Genomic DNA, 20,558 nt, shown 5'->3' on the forward strand with positions numbered 1-20,558 from the left:
CACCGCCTCAACGCGGTCGGGTCTGCCCGCCGTGGGCACGGATCTGGGCGTCGCGGGACGCCTTGACGTCGCGCGCGGGCCAGGGCGCGTCGGCCGGGCGCAGCGCGTCCAGGCGCCCGCTCCGCAGGGCCACGTGGGTGGCCAGGACGCCGGCGACCAGCGTCGGGTTCTGGACGGCTCCGGCGAGCACGGCGTCGACGAGGTCGTCCAGCGCGACGAGGCACACGTCCATGTCGGCCTCCTCGTCCTCCACCGTGAAACCGTCGGGCCGCTGCACCGGGGTGAGGTCACGGGCCAGGTAGATGCGCAGGGACTCCTGGCAGCACCCCGGCGAGTTGAACTGGTCGACCAGCACGCGCCAGTCCGCGGCGGCCAGCTCGACCTCCTCGGCCAGCTCGCGCTGCGCGGCCCCCACCCAGCTCGCGTCGTCGGCGTCCAGCAGCCCCGCCGGTGGCTCCACCAGGCGGAAGCCGACGGGCTGGCGGTACTGGCGGACGACGACCACACGCTCGTCGGCGTCCAGGGCGATGATGCCGACCGCACCCGGGTGGAGCAAGTAGTCGCGCCGCATGGTCGACCCGGCCGGGGTCTCCACCGTGTCGCGGACGAAGTCGCTGACCAGGCCGCCGCCCAGGAGCTCGTGGCCCACGACCGGCCAGTCCAGCGGCTCGTCGCGGACCGCGTCGCGCGGCAGGACCCGGGGGGTGTTCATCAGCTCTCCTCGGTGAACAGCCGCTGGCTGCGCATCCGGTCCACCGCCGCCTTCAGGAGGCCGGCGAACAGCGGGTGGGCCTTGGTGGGCCGCGACTTCAGCTCGGGGTGGGCCTGGGTGCCGACGTAGAACGGGTGCCGGGTGCGGTCGAACTCGACGAACTCGACGAGCGTGCCGTCCGGCGAGGTGCCGCTGACGCGCAGGCCCGTCTCGGCGAGCTGCTCGCGGTAGTCGTTGTTGACCTCGTAGCGGTGGCGGTGGCGCTCCGACACGTCGGTGGTGCCATAGGTGTCGGCCACCAGCGATCCCTTCACCAGGGTGGCCGGGTAGGCGCCCAGCCGCATCGTGCCGCCGAGGTCGCCCGCGCCCTCCACGAACGCGTGCTGCTCGGCCATCGTCGAGATCACGGGGTGCTCGGTGGCCGGGTCGAATTCGGTGGACGCGGCGTCCGCCAGCCCGCCCAACGTGCGCGCCGCCTCCATCACCATGCACTGCAAGCCCAGGCACAGCCCGAGGGTCGGGATCTGGTTCTCCCGGGCATACGTCAGCGCGCCGAGCTTGCCCTCGACGCCGCGGATGCCGAAGCCGCCCGGCACCACGATGCCGTCCACGTCGTGCAACTGCTCGGCCGCGCCCTCCGGGGTGGCGCACGAGTCCGACGCCACCCAGCGGATGTGCGCCTTCGCCCAGTTCGCGAACGCACCGGCCCGCACGGCCTCCGACACGCTGAGGTAGGCGTCGGGGAGGTCGATGTACTTGCCGACCAGGGCGATGGTGACCTCGTCGCGCGGGTGGTGGACGCGCTCGAGCAGGTCGTTCCAGCGCTTCCAGTCCACGTCGCGGAAGCTCACGCCCAGCCGGCGCACGACGTAGGCGTCCAGCCCCTCGTTGAACAGCACGCGCGGGATGTCGTAGATGCTCGGGGCGTCCGGGCAGGAGATGACCGCCTCCTCGTCCACGTCGCACATGAGGGCGATCTTGCGCTTGATGCTGGCCGGGATCTCCCGGTTGGAACGGCAGACGACGGCGTCGGGGGTGATGCCGACCTGGCGCAGCGCCGCGACCGAGTGCTGGGTGGGCTTGGTCTTCAGCTCGCCGGACGGCCCGATGTAGGGCACCAGGGACACGTGGAGGAAGAAGACGTTCTCGCGGCCCACCTCGCGGCGCACCTGCCGAGCCGCCTCCAGGAACGGCAGCGACTCGATGTCGCCCACGGTGCCGCCGATCTCGTGGATCACGACGTCGGTGTCGCGCCGGGCCATGCCGAGCATGTCGTCGCGGATCTGGTTGGTGATGTGCGGGATCACCTGGACGGTGTCGCCGAGGAAATCACCACGGCGCTCCTTCGCGATGACCGTGGAGTAGACCTTGCCGGTGGTGACGTTCGCCTCACCGTTCAGGTCGGTGTCGAGGAACCGCTCGTAGTGCCCGATGTCGAGATCGGTCTCCGCGCCGTCCTCGGTGACGAAGACCTCGCCGTGCTGGAACGGGTTCATCGTGCCCGGATCGACGTTGAGGTACGGATCCAGCTTCTGCATGGTCACGCGCATGCCGCGCGCGACGAGCAATGAGCCCAGGGACGAGGCCGTGAGGCCTTTCCCGAGCGAGGACGCGACGCCCCCGGTGACGAAAATGTGCTTGGTCGGTGATGTCTGCCCCACGGGCTTCCACCCTAGCGTGCGCGGCCCGTGCGGCGCACCGTGGCTGACCATGTGGCGCGTTGCGACGTGGCTGGCAAGGGGTTCTCTGGCAGGATGCCCGCCATGCCCGACTCCAGCCGCGCGCGCGGCAACGCGCCCCAGGTGAAGCAGTGGAATGCCTGGCAGCGGCTGTGGCGGCCGTTCTGGGCCGTGCCGGCGGCGTTCAGCGTGGCCGCCGTGGTGGTGGGGGTCGTCCTGCCGAACGCGGAGAACCAGCTGCGCCAATTCGCCTTCTTCATGTTCCCGGGTGACGACGAGGCCGCCCGCGGCATGCTGACGACGATCGCGAGCGCCATGATCTCGGTGACCGGCCTGGTGTTCTCGATCACCATGGTGGTGCTGCAACTGGCCAGCAGCCAGTTCACCCCGCGGGTGCTCGGCACCTTTCTCGACAGCCGCGTCGTGCAGGTCACGTTCGGGTTCTTCATCGCGACCTTCCTCTACGCGCTCACGGTGCTGCGGTCGGTGATGGGTGACGACGGACGCGGGGACGAGGCGTTCGTGCCCCGCGTCGCCGTGAGCTTCGGCTTCCTGCTCGTGCTCGCCTGCCTCGTCTGCTTCCTGGCGTTCATCCGGCACATCACGAGCACGATCCAGGTCAGCAAGGTGATCTCCCGGATCGGCGACGCCACGATGGACCTGGTTGACCGGGTGTATCCCGGCGCCGAGACCGGCGGCAGCGTGGACGCCGGGCCCAGCTGGTCGCCGACGGCCGGCATGACGCGCATCGACATCGAGGTCGGCGACCGTCACGGGCACGTCGACGAGATCGACTTCCCGGGCCTGGTGTCGATCGCCACCGATGCCGGCGGCGTCCTGGTGCTGCACCCCCAACTCGGTGACTTCACCACCCACGGACACCCGCTGGCCACCCTGTGGGACGCCGACGACGAGCTCGCGGACGACGAGACGCGGGAGGACCGGGAGAAGAAGCAGGCCGAGCTGAGCAAGCGGGTCAACTCCGAGGTCCGGCTCGCCACGGAACGGTCCATGCGCCAGGACCTGTCGTTCGGGTTCCGCCAGCTCGTCGACATCGGGGAGCGGGCGCTCTCACCCGGCGTGAACGACCCCACGACCGCCACCCAGGTCATCGACGAGCTGCACCACCTGCTGCGCGAGATCGTCCAGCGAAACCCCCCGAGCCCCTACATCGCCGAGGAGGGGGTCGTCCGCCTCGTGGTGCACCCGCCGACGGGCGACCTACTGCTCCGCCTGTCCTTGGAGGAGCTCATCCACTACGGTGCGGGCGGGCTGCAGGTGCCCCGCAAGCTCCGGCTGGTGCTCAACGACCTCGCCGCCGTCGCGCTCCCCCGGTACCGCTCCACCATCGCCGAGCTCAAGGACGACCTGACGGCCAAGGTCGAGGCCCAGCGGGGCGTCGACTCGCCGCAGTGACGCTGGTGGGCGCCGTGCCGGTCAGACGAACAGGTCGGGCCGGCCGAACATTGCGGCGGTGGCCCGGGCGGTCGGCGTCCCCGCATCCGGGCTCGCGCCAGCTGCCCGCAGCACGTCGATGACGGCGTCCTCCCCCTTGAACACGGCGCCGGCCAGCGGGGACTGACCGCGTCCGTTGAGGGCGTCGACGTCCGCACCGCGCTCCACCAGGGCAGCCACCGTGGCGGCCTGCCCGTGGTAGGCCGCGAGCATCAGCAGCGTGTTGCCGTCGGCGTCGGTGAGGTCGACCGGCGCGCCGGCGTCGACGTAGGCGGCCAGGCGGGCGGCGTCACCGGCGCGGGCCAGGTCGAACAGCCAGTGGGCCAGCGCGGCCGGGTCGGAGCCGTCGGGAATCTCGGTCATGGCCCCACCGGCGCGGGAGGGCGGGCGCCGAACAGCAACGTGCCGAGCCGGACGCAGGTCGAGCCGCACGCGATGGCCAGCTCGAAGTCGCCGGACATCCCCATGCTCAGCGTGTCGAAGCCGCCGCCGTGGGCGTCGCGCAGCCGGGCCTGCAGGTCGGTCATCGTCGCGAAGCACGCCCGGACGGCGGCCTCGTCGTCGCTGTGGACCGCCAGCGTCATCAGGCCGCGGACGTCCAGCGCGTCGCAGTGGGCGAGTTGGGCGACGGCGTCCGCCACCGCGTCGGGCGCGAAGCCGCCCTTGGCCGCCTCCCCGGAGCTGTTGACCTGGACGAGCACGGCCAGGCGCCGCCCGAGGGTCTGCAACCGCCGGTCGAGGGCCTCGGCGAGGGCCAACGAATCCAGCGCCTGGAACTCCTGGGCACGCTCGGCGACCAGCTTGGCCTTGTTGGTCTGCAGGTGGCCGATGGCGACCCAATCCACGTCCGCACCGGCCAGCTCAACCGCCTTGTCGCGCAGTTCCTGGGGGCGGGACTCGCCGAAGCGGCAGCACCCGGCCGCCCGTGCCTCCCGGATCGCGGCCGCCGGGTGGGTCTTGCTCACCGCGAGGAGTTCCACCTCACCCGGGTCGCGTCCGGCCTGGGCACAGGCGGCGGCGATGCGGCTCCGGGCGGCGGCGATGTTGGCGGAGATGCTCACGGCCCCATCCCACCACACACCGGGCGGGTCGGACGCCCCACGCTGCGCGTCAGAAGCTGAGCACACCCAGCCACGGCGCCACGGGGGCCAGCAGCCCCACGCTCATCCAGAACATGCCCCCCAGCATCGCGGCGGCGGCCAGTTCCGACATCCGCTGCGTGAGCCCGCCGGCACGGTGGGGCGCGGTGCAACCGACGGGGACGAGCGCGCCCACGCCCGGTTCGTCGGCCACGGCTGCGGAGTGGGGTGCCCGCCGCACGGGGGCCAGGGCACGCACCAGGGCCACGAGGGCTCCGACGGCGAGGTACGCCATGAACGGCACCCCCACCCAGGCGACCACCCCGAGGGGCTGCGATGCCATCGCGCCGCCGGCGTGGCCGGTGTGGGCGGCGTGGCCGTGGCCGGGCGCGCTGCCGCCCTGCATCGCCTGCCGCATGACCGCCATGCCTGCGAGGTGCCACGCCATGGCGGCGAACATCACGGCGTGTCCGGCGAAGTGCCAGCGGTGATCGGCTCCGCGCAGCGCGAGGGCGACGAACCAGGCGACCCCCAGGGCGAAGAAGCCGATCAGCACCGGGAAGCCCACGACATCGCGCAACGGCGCCCAGGTCAGCGGGAGCACCATACCCGCCATGACGAGGGCCATCACCAGGTGCAGTCCGGAAGACACCCGCTGGGTCGCGGTCCGGCTCCGGGCGAGGGCGACCACCTCCCACACCGCGCAGAAGGTGAACAGCACCAGCAGCCCGACCACCATGACGGGCGTGTCGGCAACGTGGAACATGGGCGGATCCTCCCGGGACGACGACGAAGGGAACGAGGGGTTCCCTCATCGGGTCGCCGGGTGTGTCCTCGGACACCGGACGCTGGGATGAGTGTCGGTGGACCTTTGCCGCGCTCGGCGAAGGTGCGGCTGAGCCTAGCTCACGGCCAGCGCGCGGCGAGCGACACTACGGCGAGCGAGGCCAGGAGCGCGAACCCGAGGGCGATGCCCGCGTACAGCTCCGTGACCTCCTGGTCGACCTGCTCATAGCCGACCGACCGGGCGATCGAGGCGTAGACGCTGCGCAGCTCGTCGCTGCTACCGGCCCGGAAGGCCTCCCCGCCCGACTCCCGGGCCACGGTCGCGAGCTCCGCGGGGTTCACCGGCACCGGTTCGCGCCGGCCGTTGGTGACGACGAATCCGTTCGGGGTGCCGTAGGCGATCGTGTAGACGGGGAACCCGGCCTCCCGGGAGTCCCGCGCGGCCGTCGTCGAGCTGCGGCCGATGTTGGTGTAGCCGTCGGAGAGCAGGACGATGGCCCCCGGCGTCGGGGCCTCGGGGTCGTCGGGGTCAGGCGGGGCCAGCGCGAGGGCGTCCAGCGAGGCGTAGATGCCGTCGCCGATGGCCGTGGACGGCGCCAGCGCCAGGTTCTGGATGGACGCCTTCACCAGCGCCCGATCCTGCGTCGGCGGCACGATGACCGCGGCGGACCCGGCGAAGGCCACGAGCGAGGTGTTGAACCCCTGCGGCAGCAGGTCCACGAACCCCTGGGCGGCCGCCTTGGCGGCGTCCAGCCGGTTGGGCTCGACGTCGGTGGCCTCCATCGAGCGCGACACGTCGATGGCGATCACCACGGTGGCGCGCTCGCGGGGCACGTTCACCGAGTCCTTCGGCTGGGCGAACGCGACGGTCAGCGACGCGAGACTCAGCACCGCCGCCACCACCGCGACGTGACGCTTCCAGGCCGCCTGCTTCGGCAGGACGCGGCTGAGGTTCTCGATGCCGAAGGTCCGCGTCCGGGACGCCCGCCGGCGCGCGAGCGCCAGGTAGGTCAGCAGCAGCAGGGGCACCAGCAGCAGCAACCACAGCCGCTCGGGGTGGAAGAACGAGATCAACGGGGTCAGCATCACGGCCACCTCGCTCCCAGGGACACCGCGGCCAGGGCGGCCACCACGGCGAAGGCGAGCCCGTACCCCGCCCACGTCGCGGTCGTCTCCGTCAGGACTTCCTCATACCCCACCGACGACCGGATGGAGTTGTACACCCGGCTGAGGTCGCCGGCGCTCTCGGCGCTCGCGTAGGTGCCGCCGGTCTCCTGCGCGATCTGCTGCATGAGCTCCCGGTCGGGGGGCACACGCTCGCGGACGCCGTCGAGGTCGACCGAGCCGTTGTCCGTGCCGTAGGCGATCGTGTGGATCGGCACGCCGTCCGCCTCCGCCTGCTGCGCCGCCTGGGCGGGGGCGCGCCCCGCGGTGTTCTGCCCGTCGCTGAGCAGCACGATGGCGCCCGGTGCCACCGAGCCGTCGTCGCTGCGCGGGGCCATCTGGATCGCGCTGAGCGCGACGTAGATGGCGTCCCCCACGGCCGTGGAGTCCTGCAGCGCGAGCGCGTCGATCGCGCGGCGTGCCAGCGTCCGGTCGGTCGTCGGGGGCAACCGGGTGGCCGGGCTGCCCGACATCGAGACGACGGCCACGTTGTACTGCTCGGGCAGCTCGTCGATGAAGTCGATCGAGAGTTGCTGCGCGGCCTCCAGCCGGTTCGGCGCTATGTCGGTCGCCGCCATCGACCGGCTGACGTCGATGACGAGGACGACGGTGGCCCGCTCCCGGGGCACCCGGTCGACGCCGTTGGGGCGCGACCAGGCCAGCACCAGTGTGATCAGGCTGAGCAGGGACATGGCGACGGCGAGGTGGCGGCGCCACTGCGACTGGCGGGGCACCACACGCCCCAGCACCGCGGTGTTGGTGAAGCGCATGCCGGTGCGGCTCTTGCGGCGCAACGCCCACACGTAGAGCAGCACGAGGAACGGGATGACGGCCAGCACCCAGAGCCGCTCGGGGTTGAGGAAGGACAGGTCCATCAGCGCTGCACCCCCTGCGGCGGCGCGTGGAGCGCCGAGGCCACCCGCCGGTAGGTGAGGACGAACCGGGCAATGTCGTGCACCCAGTCTCGGTCGGTGCGCAGCTGGATGTGCCCGGCACCCGCCCGGCGGATCGCGATGCGGATGCGCTCGCGCTGGGCGGCGGAGGCCGCGTCGAAACGGGCCCGGGCGGCGGCGTCCGACGTGTTGATGTAGCGCGCGAAGTCGGTCTCGGGGTCGCGGATCAGAATGTCACCCACGTCAGGGAACTCCACCTCCCGGCGGTCCACCACCTCCACGCAGATCACCTGGTTGCGGACGGTGAGGCGGCGCAGGGCGCGCTCCCACTCGGGCTCGACGGCGGGGTCGAGCTCCGTGTCGCCAGGGGTGAGGAAGTCCGACACCACCACGCGGACGCCGCGGCGCCGCTGGACGCGCGCCAACTGGTCGATGCCACGCGCCAGCGAGTACGGCCCCTCGGCGCGGTCGTGGACGATCGGCTCGGTCAACATGCGGCGCAGCAGCGAGTAGAGCGCCATGCGCCCCGAACGGGCGGGAATGCGCACCAACGTCTCCGGGCGCATCACGAGGCCGCCGAAGCGGTCGCCCATCCGCTGGCTGAGGAAGCCGATGGTGGCGATGGCGGCGATGCCCAGGTCACGCTTGGTGACGCCTTCCGTCCCCCAGTTCATCGACGGGGTGACGTCGAGCATGGCCCACACCTCGAGCTCGCGATCGGCGATCGTGTCCCGCACGTGGGGCGTCCCGGTGCGGGCGGTGACGGCCCAGTCCATGCGGCGGACGTCGTCCTGGCCCGCCACGTACTCGCGGGCGTCGTTGGTCTCCGAACCCGGGCCGGGCAGCAATCCACGGTGATCGCCGTGGAGGAAGCCCTCCATGCGCCGCACGATGGCCAGCTCCAGGCGGCGCAACGCCTGCTCCGGGGCGAGCTTCGACAGCGGCAGGGTCGCCTGGGTGGGCTCGCGCAGCACCGACCCGACGGCCCCGAGGGCGTCCGAGGGTGGGGTGAACGAGACCTGCGCCACGCCAGCGCCCGTCAGCCGGGCTGGGAGCCGCCGACGGCGGGCTGCGGCGTCCGAGAGCGCTGGTCGTTCCACACCGGCGTGGGCGCCGGCACCATCGCCAGGATGCGCTCGACGACCTGCACCTGCGACACGTTGTCGGCCACGGCGTCGAACCCGAGCACGACGCGGTGGCTCATCACGTCGGCCGCCACGGCCTGGACGTCGGTGGGCAGCACGTAGTCCCGACCGTGGATCAGCGCGAGCGCGCGCGCCGCGGCCGTCAGGCCCAGCGTGGCGCGCGACGAGGCGCCGATCTGGATGACACCGTCGAGATCGGGCATGCCGAACTCGCCCGGGGTGCGCGTGGCGAGCACGAGCCGCACGATGTACTCCGCGACGAGGTTGTGCACGAACACGTTGGACGCCAGGTCCTGCAGCTCGGCGACCCGCTCGGGGTGCAGCAGGTTGCGCGCGGTGGGCGGCGTCACACTCATGCGCCGCAGGATCTCGAACTCCTCGTTGCCCCGCGGGTACGGCACGTCGACCTTGAGCAGGAAACGGTCGCGCTGCGCCTCGGGCAGCGGGTACACACCCTCGGACTCGATGGGGTTCTGGGTCGCGATGACGATGAACGGCTGCGGCACCGGGTAGGTGCGTCCGCCGAGGGAGACCTGCTTCTCGGCCATCAGCTCGAGCATGGCCGACTGCACCTTGGCCGGCGCACGGTTGATCTCGTCAGCCAGCACGAAGTTGACGAACACCGGGCCGAGCGCGATGTCGAACTTCTCCTGCTGCGCCGAGTAGATGCGCGTGCCCACGATGTCGGACGGCACCAGATCGGGCGTGAACTGGATGCGCGCGAATTCACCACCGACCACCTGGGCGAACGTGCGGACCGCCAGCGTCTTCGCCGTGCCCGGCACGCCCTCGAGCAACACGTGACCCTTGGCGAGCAGGCCGACCATGAGCTGCTCGACCATGTGCTCCTGCCCGACGATGACGCGCTGGACCTCGGCGATCGCCTCGCTGAGCTGCTGCGCGGCCTCGCGGACCTCTGCGGTCTGGCTGCTGGACAACGCCACCTCCTGGAACACTGCTCCCTTGCGGGGCCGGGAACTCGATGCGGGACACACCCTACCCGCTGGCCCCGACAGCCGAACTCGGCACGGCCCGGGGTGGGCACGCGTTGCCCCACCGGGCAGAATGGGCGGCGATGAGCACTTCCGAGGCCCCCGAGCCGCAGGCCGAGCCCGACGCCGACCCCGGCGCCGGCGCCGCCTCCGGTGATCGCGCGCTGCTGCACCCCCTGCTGGCCGACGACCCGCCGAGCGTCGGGGGCCGCTGGTTGGACGCGCGCGTGGCGGCCTCGCCCTCCGGCGTCGCGTTCACGGCCCACGACGACCACAACACCCCGGCGCTGCTCGTCATGCTGTCCGAGGGCGCCTCGGCGGACGCCGCCGCCGTCGACCGGTTCGCCGGCACCGTGAACAAGATGCACATCGACACCGTGCTCGCGCGCGGCGGCCGGGGGCAGGGCGAGGGACGCCTCGGCCACACGTTCGCCCCCGGGCCGGCCACGCCCGCCGCCCCGGACGAGCGGCCGAACGCCCCCTGGGTGGCGCTCGCCTTCGACGGCAGTTCCCGCGCGGTCGACGAGGCCGAGCGCGTGCTCGCCGAGGTCGATCTGTCCTGGCTGCCGCAGCAGGGCCGCCCCGCCGGCCCCGACTACCGGCTCCCCTGGATCGACAAGGTCGCCCCCGGGCTCTCACGGCCCTGGCCGCTGCCGTGGCCCGGCCGGGGCGACCGCGCCGGGTGGGGAACGCTGCTGCTCTCCTGGCTCATCATGATGCTGCTCATGGCGCTCGCCATCCTCGTCGCCATCCTGCTGTTCCAGGCCGCGCCCCCGCAGAGCCCGCCGCCGCCCGTCCCGACGGAGTCCACCGAATCCCCGCCCCCGAGCCCCGACTCGGCCTCGCCGTCCCCCGACACCGCCTCCCCGTCGCCGGACAGCGCGTCCCCGTCCCCGGACTCGGCCTCGCCGAGCCCCCAGAGCGGCTCCCCCGAGCCCTCGCCGTCCGGCAGCCCCGGCGGCTCGCCGTCACCCAACAGCCGCCTGTGATCCGGCTGGTCGCGACCGACCTCGACGGCACCCTGCTCGGCCCCGACGGGCGCATCGCGCCCGGTGACGTCGCCGCGCTCCACGCCGCGGCCGCGGCCGGCGTCCACCTCGTGGTGGCCACCGGACGCCCCGCCCGGTGGCTGGGGTGCCTGGAGCCCATCGCGGGCGCGCGGCCCCACGTCATCGTCAGCAACGGCGCGGCGGTGGTCGACCTGGCCTCCGGTGTCATCGTGCGGCGCCATCCCCTGCCCCGCGCCACGCTCACCTCCCTGGCGGACGCGCTGCGGACCGCCTTCCCCGGCGTCCTGCTCGCCCTGGAGCACGGCGAGGTGTTCGGCTGCGAGCCCGGCTGGGTCTCCGCGTTCCCCGACACGAGCCGCACCACCGATACCGAGAACGCCGTCACCGTGCGCGCGCCCTTCGAGGAGTTGCTCGATCGCGTCACGCCCGTGGTGAAGCTGTTGGCGCTGGCGCCGGCGGCCGGGCCGGTGGGCGATGTGGACGCCTTCGCCGACGCCGCGGCCCACCACCTGGGCGAGCGTGCCGTCGTGACCCATTCGGTGTTGCCCGGCCACCGCGCCCTGCTGGAGATCAGCGCGCCCGGGGTGTCCAAGGCGTCCGCCCTCGCCGAGTTGTGCGCCGAGCGGGACGTGGCGCCGGCCCACGTCGCCGCGTTCGGCGACATGCCGAATGACCTGGCCCTGCTGGAGTTCGCCGGTCGGCCCTTCGCGATGGGCAACGCGCACCCGACGCTGCGAGCGCGCTTCGAGGTGGTGGGCACCAACGCCGACGGCGGCGTCGGCACCACGCTCACCCGGCTGCTGGCCGAGGCCGACGACCTCCCCGGCTGAACCCAGCAGCGGCCGGAGCCCGCCCAGTTGCGCTCCGTTGCTTCGCCTGCAACAAGGAAGGCACCTGCACCCTGCCCGCCCCGACGTCACGGACCGTGTCGGGCCTAGCCACGGGCTCCGGTGTCGAAAAGCCCCTGCGCGCCACGCCGTGGCAACCGCTCACGAGGGTATTCGCTTACCGCTCAACAATGATGAATTGGGCCCTCTCATTCCCCAGCCATCAGTCCTACTGTTGAAGTGAAGGAACCCGCAACGGATTCGACGTCGCATCCCGAGCTCAGACAGGAAGGACGCGACGGCAGATGGCTGCTGCAAGCATCACTCCCCAGGCACCCTTGGTGCTCGAGGAGACCAACGACCTGGCCCGGGTGGACGCCCACGTCCCCCGGTCCCGCCGCCAGGCAACCCGCAACCCCTACTCCCCCGTGATGGTGGCCGTGTCGCTGATGGCCCTCATCGGAATTCTCGCGTACGCCTGGTTCCTGCTGAATCCGGCCAACCGCGGTGACCTGCTGCCCTGGTTGTTGGTGATCTTCGCCGAGGTCACCCTCATCTTCCACGCGCTCATGAGCATGTGGACGGTGCTGTCGGGCATTCGCAACCCTCGCACCTTCGCCTTCCACCAGGCGAAGTCCGAACTCTACGACGCCGACGCGAACGCGGAGCGGGGCGTGAGCCACGACCCCACCCGCTGGCCGATGTTCCTGGGCAGCCAGGAGGTCGCGGCCGACCTGCTCATCACCGTGTACGGCGAGCCGGTCGACGTCATCCGCAAGACGGCCGAGGCCGCCCTGGCGGTGCGCGGGGCCCACGGCACCTGGATCCTCGACGACGGCCGCTCCGACGAGGTCCGCGACCTCGCCGCCGAGCTGGGGTGCAGCTACGTGCGGCGCCTCACCAGTCACGGCGCCAAGGCCGGCAACGTCAACAACGCGCTGACCGTCGCCAAGGCGCCGTTCTTCGTCATTCTCGACGCCGACTTCGTGCCCCGGCCGGAGTTCCTCGAGGAGACCCTGCCGTTCATGGTCGACAACAACGTGGCCCTGGTGCAGACTCCGCAGACCTACGGCAACATGCACAACATCATCTCCCGCGGCGCCGGTTACATGCAGACGATGTTCTACCGGTTCGTCCAGCCGGGCCGCAACGAGTTCAATGCGGCCTTCTCGGTGGGCACCAACGTGCTCTACCGGCGCGCCGCGGTGCTCGACATCGGTGGCCTGTACACCGACTCCAAGTCCGAGGACGTGTGGACATCGCTGCTGCTCCACGAGCGGGGCTGGCGCTCCATCTACATCCCCAACACCCTGGCGGTCGGGGACGCCCCGGAGACCATCGAGGCCTACACCAAGCAGCAGCAACGGTGGGCGACGGGCGGCTTCGAAATCCTGCTCACCCATTTCCCGTTCAGCCCGCGCCGCCGGCTGACGCTCGACCAGCGGTTCATGTACTTCGTGACCGCCACGCACTACCTCACGGGCATCGCCCCGGGCATCCTGCTCTTCGTCCCCGCCCTGGAGATCTTCTTCGACCTGCGGCCGGTGAACCTCACCGTCGGCCCCTTTGAGTGGTTCCTGTTCTACGCCGGTTTCTACCTCCTGCAGATCCTGCTCGCCGGCCTGACGCTCGGCACGTTCCGCTGGGAGGTGCTCCTGCTCGCGCAGTGCTCCTTCCCCATCTACCTGCGCGCCTTCAAGAACGCCTTCATCGGGGTCGACACCAAGTGGAGCGTCACCGGCGCCACCGGCGGCAAGGTCTCCCCGTTCAACTTCATCATCCCGCAGGTGCTGGTGTGGGTGTTCCTGATCTGCGCGACCTCCGTCTCGGTCTATCGGGACATGTCGCTCGGCCACCTCAACATCGCCACGATCTGGAACGGCATCAACCTCGTGGCGCTCACGGCGTTCATGGTCGTGGCATACCTCGAGGGCCGCGCCGCCGTCGGCAGCGCACGGGCCGCCGCGGCGACGCCGCTCCCGGACCCCGTCGAGTCGAGCCCGGAGCCCCTCCCCTCGGTCGTCGAGGTGCTGGACCGCTCGGCCATCGAGGGCGCCCGGCGCGACGTCGACTCGCTGCTCGCGGGCCGCGAGCCCGCCATGGCCGTCGAGCCCTCCACGCTCCTGCTCGCCCAGCGCTACACCCCGGGGGACTCCCAACTCGGCGTCATGCCCGTGCCGGTCCGCCGCGGCCGCGGACTGGACGCCTCCGTCATCCCGGCGCCGCGCCGCGCGGCGGCGTCCCTGCCCGCCACCACCGAACCCACCGTTCCCACCACTGACACCCAGGAGGTTTTCCGATGACCTGGAGCAACCGATTCCGACTCTGGGGCGGCGTGGCCGCCGTCCTCGTGATCATGGTCCTGCTGACCCTGCTCTACAACCAGCGGCAGTCCCGCGTCGCATCCGTCACCGCCACCGTCGACGCCCCCTCGGCCCTGGTCGGCTCCAACTACGCCGGCGTCCTCACCGAGACCTTCATCACCGCGGGCCAGGACGTCGCAGCCGGCGACCGGCTCTTCACCGTCGTCAGCCCGGACGTGCAGAACGCCGTCGCCAACGGCCTGAACGTCGCCGACACCGCGGCCTACACCGTGGACGAGGAGACCGGCACCGTCACCTATCTCGCCGTCATCGATGGCCAGGTGACCGACGTCGCCGCGACCGCCGGCTCCTTCGTCAACAGCGGCACCTCGCTCGCGACGATCGCCGCGAGCAGCCCCAAGACCGTGGTGGCACGGTTCGAACTCGAACCGGTGGACTACAGCCGCGTCGAGACGGGGGCTCGCGTCATCGTGAACCTGGCCGACAACACCAAGCTCGAGGGGGAGGTGACCGACGTGTCCGTCGTCACCGACAACGGCGAGGCCATCACCGTAGCGTACGTCACGGTTCCGACCATCACCGACGCGGCCTATGCCCAGCTGACCCGCGCCGGTTCGCCCGTGCAGGCCATCATGGAACTGCGCGACGACGGCCTGCTCGCCGGCCCGACGCAGGCCTTCCGCGGGTTCCTGACCCAGATCGGTCTGCGTTGATGAAGGCCCTGCGCCCCGTCGCGCTCGCCGCGGCGCTCGTGCTCACGCTGGGTGCCTGCACGGGCATCCAGCCCCAGGGCACCGCCCCGTCCGAGACCCCCGCGGTCTCGGGCGGCGACGGTGCCGTGTTCGAGGCGTCCGCCCTCGCCGAGCAGGTGGCCGCGCTGCCGCAGGAGGAGGGGCTCGACCTGCAGGCCGACCGCCTCGCCGACGGCCTGGTGCCGCCCACCAACCGGTGGTTCTCGGGGCTCGTCTTCGGCGAGGAGCCGATGCCCGTCTTCCCGATGCCCTACGCCTTCGGCCTCACCGACGCCGGGTTCGGCTTCAACCTGCCCGTGGTCACGGCGGCGGAGAAGGTCATCACGGGCCCGTACGCCCCCGAGATCACCCTGCTCCTGCCGGATGCCCCCGCGTGGCAGGTGAGCGCGTACGACACGGCGACGGTGACCCTCACCGACACCGTGTCCCACGGCTCGCTGGTGCTCGCGCAGGGCTCGCCGTTCCTGACGTTCACCGCGGACGCCGCCACCGAGCTGACCTCCTCGGGCGCCGTCTGGGCCGCCGACGGCGACCGCTGGACCACCACGGTCGGCGACCACACGTGGGTGCTCCTCGGCGAGGGCGTCCGGGTCGCCGGCGAGTCGATCTCGGTGGACGCCGGCGGTCACGCCACCTGGTTCGCCCTGCCCGAGGGCGGGGACGCCGACGCGCTGGCCGCCCTGGCCGCGCCGGTCACCGGATCGACGCTGAGCTACACCGTCGAGGGCGAGGAGGCGTCCACCACGCTGAGCTACGCCACCGCCGGGGGTGAAACGGCGGTGGCCGCGATGCCCCACCAGGCGTCCACCGACTGCTCACTCGGCACCTACGCGAGCATCTACGGCACGCTCGCGGTGTGCGCCGGGTCGGAGCTGACGTGGACCTCACCGACCCAGCCGGCCAACGCGGGGCTGGACCTGGCGGGGCTCTCGGACGCCCAGCGCGCCGAGCTCGGCGAGGCGCTGGTCGCCGACGTGGCGAGCGACCCGGACTACCCTGCCGACACCTACTTCGGCGGCAAGGCGCTGCAGCGCGACGCCATGCTGTGGCAGATCGCGACCCAGCTCGGCGACGAGGCGTCCGCCGCCACGCTGCGCGCCAAGATCGTGGAGACCATGGACCTGTGGACCGATCCGGAGCGCTGCGCGAGCGCCGACGCGTTCTGCTTCGTCTACGACACCACCAACCGCGGTGTCGTGGGCCGCGTGGCGACGTTCGACGCCGACCGGTACAACGACCACCACTTCCACTACGGCTACTTCCTGTACGCCGCGGGCGTGCTGGCCGCCGACGATCCCGAGCTCGCCGAACGCTGGGCACCGGTGATGGACCTGCTGGCCGCCGACATCGCGTCGTCCGAGCCGAACGACTTCTTTCCCGAACGCCGGACGTTCGACGTGTACGCGTCGCACTCGTGGGCGTCCGGCACCTCGCCGTTCGCCGACGGCAACAACCAGGAGTCCGTCTCGGAGGCGATCAACGCCTGGGCGGGGTTGACGCTGTGGGCCCGCGCGTCCGGCAACGACCCGCTCGAGGTCGAAGGCACGTGGCTGCAGGCGCTGGAGGCGCAGGCGGCCCGCGCGTACTGGACCGACTTTGACACCACCGAGCCGGCCTACGACGGCTTCGCCCACCAGATCACCTCGCTCGTGTGGGGCGGCAAGCGGGACTACGCCACGTGGTTCTCCGCCGAGCCGGCCGCCATGTTGGCGATCCTGGTGATTCCCGCCAGCCCGTCGTCGGAGTTCCTCGCCGGTGATTCCGAGCGCATCCGCGCCAACGTCGCCGAGGCGACCGCGACCGGCGGGTACGCCCAGACCTACGGCGACTACCTGCTCATGTACCGGGCGCTCGCGGGGCAGGAGGACGCCGCCGAGGCCCTCGACACGGCCCGGTCGTTGCCCGATGAGTTCATCGACGACGGCAACTCGCGCACCTACCTGCTGGCGTTCTGCATGGCCCAGGCCACCTGAGCCCGGCCCACCCTGAACCGGGGGTCGGCCGGCGAACCGGCCCCCTCCTGGCGACACTCACGCCCGTGAGGAGTTCCGCTCCTGTCACAGGTTCCTTCACGGGGCTCCGCGGGCGTGAGTGTCGTCCTTCATTGTGCGCCACCCGAACCCGCATTGTGGGGAATCTCTCCCGACGCCCGCCGGGGGCCGCGTGCCCCGGCTCAGGCGTAGCCCAGCGCGTGGAGCCGGTCGTCGTCGATGCCGAAGAAGTGCGCGATCTCGTGGACCACCGTGATGTGGACCTCCTCGACCACGTCCTCGGTCGTGTCGCAGAGGGCCAGCGTGGGGTTGCGGAAGATGATGATCCGGTCGGGCAGCACACCGCCGTACCAGGAGTCGCGTTCGGTGAGGGGGACGCCCTCGTAGAGCCCGAGCAGGTCGGGGTCGTCGGCCGGGGCGTCGTCCTCGATGACGATGACGCAGTTGTCGAGCAGGTCCATCAGCTCGGCGGGCACGGTGGCGATCGCGTCCCTCACGTGCGCCTCGAACGTGTCCGCGTCCATCTCGATCGCCATGGACGCCACCCTAGGGGGTGGCCCCGGCGTAGGGTGGGCGACCATGCGGACGACGACGTTGGCGATCAACCTCGACCTCCCCGGCCCCACCATCAGCCGGCACCTGTACGGGCACTTCGCCGAACACCTCGGCGCCTGCATCTACGGCGGGTTCTGGGTGGGTGAGGACGCCGACGTACCCCACACCCGGGGCATCCGCTCCGACGTGGTGGCGGCTCTGCGGGAGCTCGACGTGCCGAACCTGCGCTGGCCCGGTGGCTGTTTCGCCGACGAGTACCACTGGCGCGACGGCGTCGGGCCGCGGGCGGGGCGTCCGACCATGGTCAACACGCACTGGGGTGACGTGGTGGAGGACAACGCCTTCGGCACCCACGAGTTCCTGGACCTCTGCGCCCAGCTGGACGCCGAGCCGTACATCTGCGGCAACGTGGGCTCGGGAACGGTGCAGGAGATGGCCGACTGGGTGGAGTACCTGACCCGGGGCGGCACCTCGCCGATGGCGGAGCTGCGGCGCTCCCACGGCCGCGAGGAACCGTGGCGGGTGCGCTTCTGGGGCATCGGCAACGAGAGCTGGGGCTGCGGCGGAAACATGCGCGCCGAGTACTACGCCGATCTCGCGCGCCAGTACGCCACGTACTGCCGCAACCACGACGGCAACGTGCTGTACCGCATCGCCGGCGGCGCCAACAGCGATGACTACCACTGGACCGAAACGCTCATGAAGACGCTCGGCGACCTCGGCTGCGGCTGCAACGCCCGCGGGCACTTCGACGCGATCTCGCTGCACCACTACACGGTGGTGGGCGATTGGCAGCACAAGGGTTCGGCCACCGAGTTCTCAGCCGAGGAGTACTGGACCTGCCTGGCCCGCGCCGCCGGCATTGAGGATCTTCTCCGCCGACACGGGGCCATCATGGACGTCTACGACCCCGACCGCCGCATCGGGCTGGTGCTGGACGAGTGGGGCACCTGGCACGACGTGGAGCCGGGGACCAACCCGGGATTCCTGTACCAGCAGAACACGCTGCGCGACGCGCTGGTCGCCAGCGTCCATTTCGACAGCTTCCACCGCCACGCCGACCGGCTGGCGATGGCGAACATCGCCCAGACGGTCAACGTGCTGCAGGCCATGCTGCTCACCACGCCGGACGCGGTGGTGCGGACGCCTACGTTCCACGTATTCGCCATGAACCGGGGCCACCACGATGCCGCCGCGTTGGCGGTGCACCCGCTGGGCGGGCCGCTGGCCTCGCGCGAGGTGGACGGGCGGACGCTGCCGCTGCTGTCGGCGTCCGCCTCGGTGAAGGACGGCCGGGCTCTGGTGTCGCTGTCCAACCTCGACCCCGACGCCGAGCAGACCGTGGAGCTCGACCTGCGCGGGGGCTCCGTGCAGGCGGCCGAGGGGACGGTGCTCGCCGCGGCCTCCGCGGCGGCCCACAACACCGTGGACGATCCGGACGCCGTGCGCCCGGTGGCGGTGGATGTGGACTGGCGGGAGGATGGCGTGCGGATCACCCTGCCGCCGCACAGCTTCGCCACCGTCACCCTGACCCTGGCCGGCTCCTGAGCAATTCCCTGTTGGGACGCTCCGGTGAGCTAGACCGACGGCCCGCGGGGGGCTACGGTGCAGCGGTGGTGCCTGTGCACCCACCGCTCACCCGCAAGGAGTATCGATGGCCCCGCAATTCAACGCCCCGCCCGGCTGGCCGCAACCGCCGGCCGACTGGACGCCCGATGCGTCCTGGAAGCCGGATCCCAGTTGGCCGCCTGCTCCTCCGGGATGGGAATTCTGGGTCGAGGACGACGCGACGACCGCGACTCCCTCGCCGCTGAAGACCCGGCCTTGGAGCGCGCGGCACTGGATTCTGGCGCCCGCGCTGGCATTTCTCGCAGGCGGGTTGCTGGGCAACGTGAGTGGCCAGGGCTCGGCCGCCCAGGGGGTGGCCGCCGTTCCCTCAGCCCCTCCCGTCACGATCACTGCGCCGCCCGTCACCCGCACGGCACCGCCAGCGACCGTCACGGCGCCCCCGGTGACCCTGACCGCCCCGGCCGTCACGGTGACGACAACGGTCGAGGCGGCTCCGCCCGCACAGCCGGCGGGGTTCGCGTCCGTGCCCGCCGCCGCGGCCCAGACCGATCCCCGCTTCTCGACCTGCAAGGAGGCGCGGGCCAACGGGCACGGCCCCTACCGCAGTGGGGTCGACCCGGAGTACGACTGGTACCGGGACGGTGACGACGACGGGGTGGTCTGCGAAAGCTGAGGCCGCAGCCCGGGGGTCCGCCGCCGGGTCAGGGGCGACCGAGGTCGATGCCGACGATCGAGGCGTCCGTCGTGCCACGGAACGCGAGGGCGTAGGCGACGGCGTCCGCCGGCACCTCGTAGACGAGCTGTCCCTGCGCGGCCTCACCGGGCTGCACCTGCGCGTCGAAGATCGCGGTGCCGAGGTCGGCGGTCGCCGCCTCGTCCAGCTGGTGCCGGACGAACTCGACCTGGTCACCGGACATCTGCGGCGTGACCGCCACGAACTGGCCGGGGATGAGGGGCAGGGCCGCAGCGTCGTTGTTGGTGACCGTGACGTCGACCACGAGGCGGCGCGTGCCACCGGAGGGCTCGTCGAAGGTTGCGTTGTGCACGACGAGGTCCAACGGGCCCGAAGAGACGACGCTGCCCAGCGGGTGCAGTTCCTCACCCGCCGCGTCGCCCAGGTCGCTGCCGGGGGTGGTCGTCGCCGTCGACGTGGCCGACGGGGACGGGGTTCCCGTCCCGCTCGCCGTCGCGCTCGCCGTCGCGCTCGGGCTGGGCTCCGCGGTCGCGCTGGGCGACGTGGTCGCGGTCGCCGTGACGACGGTTGACGGCGTGGGGGTCGCCGCGGGGGTCGCGCTCTGGTTGCCGCGAAACGAGGTCAGCGCCCAGATGACGAGCCCCGCCACCAGGGCGGCCAGGAGCGCCCAGAACCACCACTGGCTGGTGATCGGCCGCGGTGTCACGGCCGTCTCAGCCATCCCGGACTCCACGCGGGTGTACTCGCTGTGCGTGGTCGGCGCGCCGAGGTGCGAGGCGTCCGGGTCGGACGCGGGGGCGTCCGCGTCGACATCGGCGTAAGCGTCCGCATAGGCGTCCCCATGCCCGGCCGGCTCAACCCGGGTGGCGTCGGGATCCGCCGGCTCCCACTCGGGATCGGACGGCGTGGTGGGATTCGTCATGGGTGGAGA

General features: G+C 71.8%; 19 protein-coding genes. 8 read left to right on the forward strand and 11 right to left on the reverse strand.

The features are described from left to right. Positions 1 to 7 precede the first annotated feature (7 nt). Positions 8 to 712: an NUDIX domain-containing protein gene (locus IFY26_RS06265; protein WP_232548140.1), complete on the reverse strand. Its 705-nt coding sequence runs from the start codon at positions 710 to 712 to the stop codon at positions 8 to 10. Continuing rightward, complete coding sequence (locus IFY26_RS06270) at positions 712 to 2,373, reverse strand: CTP synthase (RefSeq protein WP_232548141.1); 1,662 nt, start codon at positions 2,371 to 2,373, stop codon at positions 712 to 714. Before IFY26_RS06270 ends, IFY26_RS06265 begins: the two co-directional genes overlap by 1 nt. A gap of 102 nt (positions 2,374 to 2,475) precedes the next feature. On the opposite strand from IFY26_RS06270, the gene IFY26_RS06275 reads away from it, so the two are divergent. Then, the gene (locus IFY26_RS06275; RefSeq protein WP_232548142.1) at positions 2,476 to 3,807 is read left to right on the forward strand and encodes a DUF2254 domain-containing protein; all 1,332 of its coding nucleotides are present in this window, start codon (positions 2,476 to 2,478) and stop codon (positions 3,805 to 3,807) included. 21 nt (positions 3,808 to 3,828) lie between these two features. Here the strand turns inward: IFY26_RS06275 and IFY26_RS06280 are convergent, their stop codons facing one another. The 7 genes from IFY26_RS06280 to IFY26_RS06310 all read right to left on the reverse strand — a co-directional run bounded on the left by IFY26_RS06280 (position 3,829) and on the right by IFY26_RS06310 (position 9,851). Next, entirely contained in the window at positions 3,829 to 4,209 is a 381-nt protein-coding gene (locus IFY26_RS06280) for an ankyrin repeat domain-containing protein (protein WP_232548143.1), read from the reverse strand. After that, positions 4,206 to 4,907, reverse strand: coding sequence for a YggS family pyridoxal phosphate-dependent enzyme (locus IFY26_RS06285; RefSeq protein WP_232548144.1), 702 nt, complete (start codon positions 4,905 to 4,907; stop codon positions 4,206 to 4,208). The genes IFY26_RS06280 and IFY26_RS06285 overlap by 4 nt, the downstream gene beginning before the upstream one ends. Positions 4,908 to 4,956: 49 nt before the next feature. Next, a complete protein-coding gene (locus IFY26_RS06290) occupies positions 4,957 to 5,691 on the reverse strand; it encodes a DUF5134 domain-containing protein (protein WP_232548145.1) in 735 nt (244 codons plus the stop codon). 140 nt (positions 5,692 to 5,831) lie between these two features. Further along, positions 5,832 to 6,800, reverse strand: a complete 969-nt coding sequence (locus IFY26_RS06295; protein WP_232548146.1) for a VWA domain-containing protein — start codon at positions 6,798 to 6,800, stop codon at positions 5,832 to 5,834. Continuing rightward, the gene (locus tag IFY26_RS06300; RefSeq protein WP_232548147.1) at positions 6,797 to 7,750 is read right to left on the reverse strand and encodes a VWA domain-containing protein; all 954 of its coding nucleotides are present in this window, start codon (positions 7,748 to 7,750) and stop codon (positions 6,797 to 6,799) included. Before IFY26_RS06300 ends, IFY26_RS06295 begins: the two co-directional genes overlap by 4 nt. Continuing rightward, complete coding sequence (locus IFY26_RS06305) at positions 7,750 to 8,742, reverse strand: DUF58 domain-containing protein (protein ID WP_232548290.1); 993 nt, start codon at positions 8,740 to 8,742, stop codon at positions 7,750 to 7,752. The genes IFY26_RS06300 and IFY26_RS06305 overlap by 1 nt, the downstream gene beginning before the upstream one ends. A 65-nt stretch (positions 8,743 to 8,807) precedes the next feature. After that, positions 8,808 to 9,851, reverse strand: coding sequence for an AAA family ATPase (locus IFY26_RS06310; protein WP_232548148.1), 1,044 nt, complete (start codon positions 9,849 to 9,851; stop codon positions 8,808 to 8,810). 350 nt (positions 9,852 to 10,201) lie between these two features. Here IFY26_RS06310 and IFY26_RS06315 point away from each other — a divergent pair, with 350 nt between their 5' ends. The 5 genes from IFY26_RS06315 to IFY26_RS06335 all read left to right on the forward strand — a co-directional run bounded on the left by IFY26_RS06315 (position 10,202) and on the right by IFY26_RS06335 (position 16,791). Further along, on the forward strand, positions 10,202 to 10,894 hold the full coding sequence (locus tag IFY26_RS06315; RefSeq protein WP_416046558.1) for a hypothetical protein: 693 nt from the start codon (positions 10,202 to 10,204) through the stop codon (positions 10,892 to 10,894). Next, complete coding sequence (locus IFY26_RS06320; protein ID WP_232548150.1) at positions 10,891 to 11,745, forward strand: HAD family hydrolase; 855 nt, start codon at positions 10,891 to 10,893, stop codon at positions 11,743 to 11,745. Before IFY26_RS06315 ends, IFY26_RS06320 begins: the two co-directional genes overlap by 4 nt. Before the next feature lie 302 nt (positions 11,746 to 12,047). Then, a complete protein-coding gene (locus tag IFY26_RS06325; RefSeq protein WP_232548151.1) occupies positions 12,048 to 14,045 on the forward strand; it encodes a glycosyltransferase family 2 protein in 1,998 nt (665 codons plus the stop codon). Beyond that, a complete protein-coding gene (locus IFY26_RS06330; protein WP_232548152.1) occupies positions 14,042 to 14,779 on the forward strand; it encodes an HlyD family efflux transporter periplasmic adaptor subunit in 738 nt (245 codons plus the stop codon). The genes IFY26_RS06325 and IFY26_RS06330 overlap by 4 nt, the downstream gene beginning before the upstream one ends. Continuing rightward, positions 14,779 to 16,791 carry a glycosyl hydrolase gene (locus IFY26_RS06335; protein ID WP_232548153.1) on the forward strand — a complete coding sequence of 671 codons (2,013 nt, stop codon included), beginning with the start codon at positions 14,779 to 14,781 and terminating at the stop codon, positions 16,789 to 16,791. Before IFY26_RS06330 ends, IFY26_RS06335 begins: the two co-directional genes overlap by 1 nt. Before the next feature lie 200 nt (positions 16,792 to 16,991). On the opposite strand, the gene IFY26_RS06340 is transcribed toward IFY26_RS06335, so the two are convergent. Next, entirely contained in the window at positions 16,992 to 17,345 is a 354-nt protein-coding gene (locus IFY26_RS06340; protein ID WP_232548154.1) for a metallopeptidase family protein, read from the reverse strand. Between the two features lie 43 nt (positions 17,346 to 17,388). On the opposite strand from IFY26_RS06340, the gene IFY26_RS06345 reads away from it, so the two are divergent. Together IFY26_RS06345 and IFY26_RS06350 are read left to right on the forward strand one after the other, a co-directional pair. Next, complete coding sequence (locus IFY26_RS06345; protein WP_232548155.1) at positions 17,389 to 18,912, forward strand: alpha-N-arabinofuranosidase; 1,524 nt, start codon at positions 17,389 to 17,391, stop codon at positions 18,910 to 18,912. Between the two features lie 106 nt (positions 18,913 to 19,018). After that, entirely contained in the window at positions 19,019 to 19,606 is a 588-nt protein-coding gene (locus IFY26_RS06350) for an excalibur calcium-binding domain-containing protein (RefSeq protein WP_232548156.1), read from the forward strand. Between the two features lie 28 nt (positions 19,607 to 19,634). On the opposite strand, the gene IFY26_RS06355 is transcribed toward IFY26_RS06350, so the two are convergent. Beyond that, positions 19,635 to 20,549 carry a DUF4352 domain-containing protein gene (locus tag IFY26_RS06355; RefSeq protein ID WP_232548157.1) on the reverse strand — a complete coding sequence of 305 codons (915 nt, stop codon included), beginning with the start codon at positions 20,547 to 20,549 and terminating at the stop codon, positions 19,635 to 19,637. Positions 20,550 to 20,558: the final 9 nt, after the last annotated feature.

Source organism: Propioniciclava soli, assembly GCF_014858005.1.
GTDB lineage: Bacteria > Actinomycetota > Actinomycetes > Propionibacteriales > Propionibacteriaceae > Propioniciclava > Propioniciclava soli.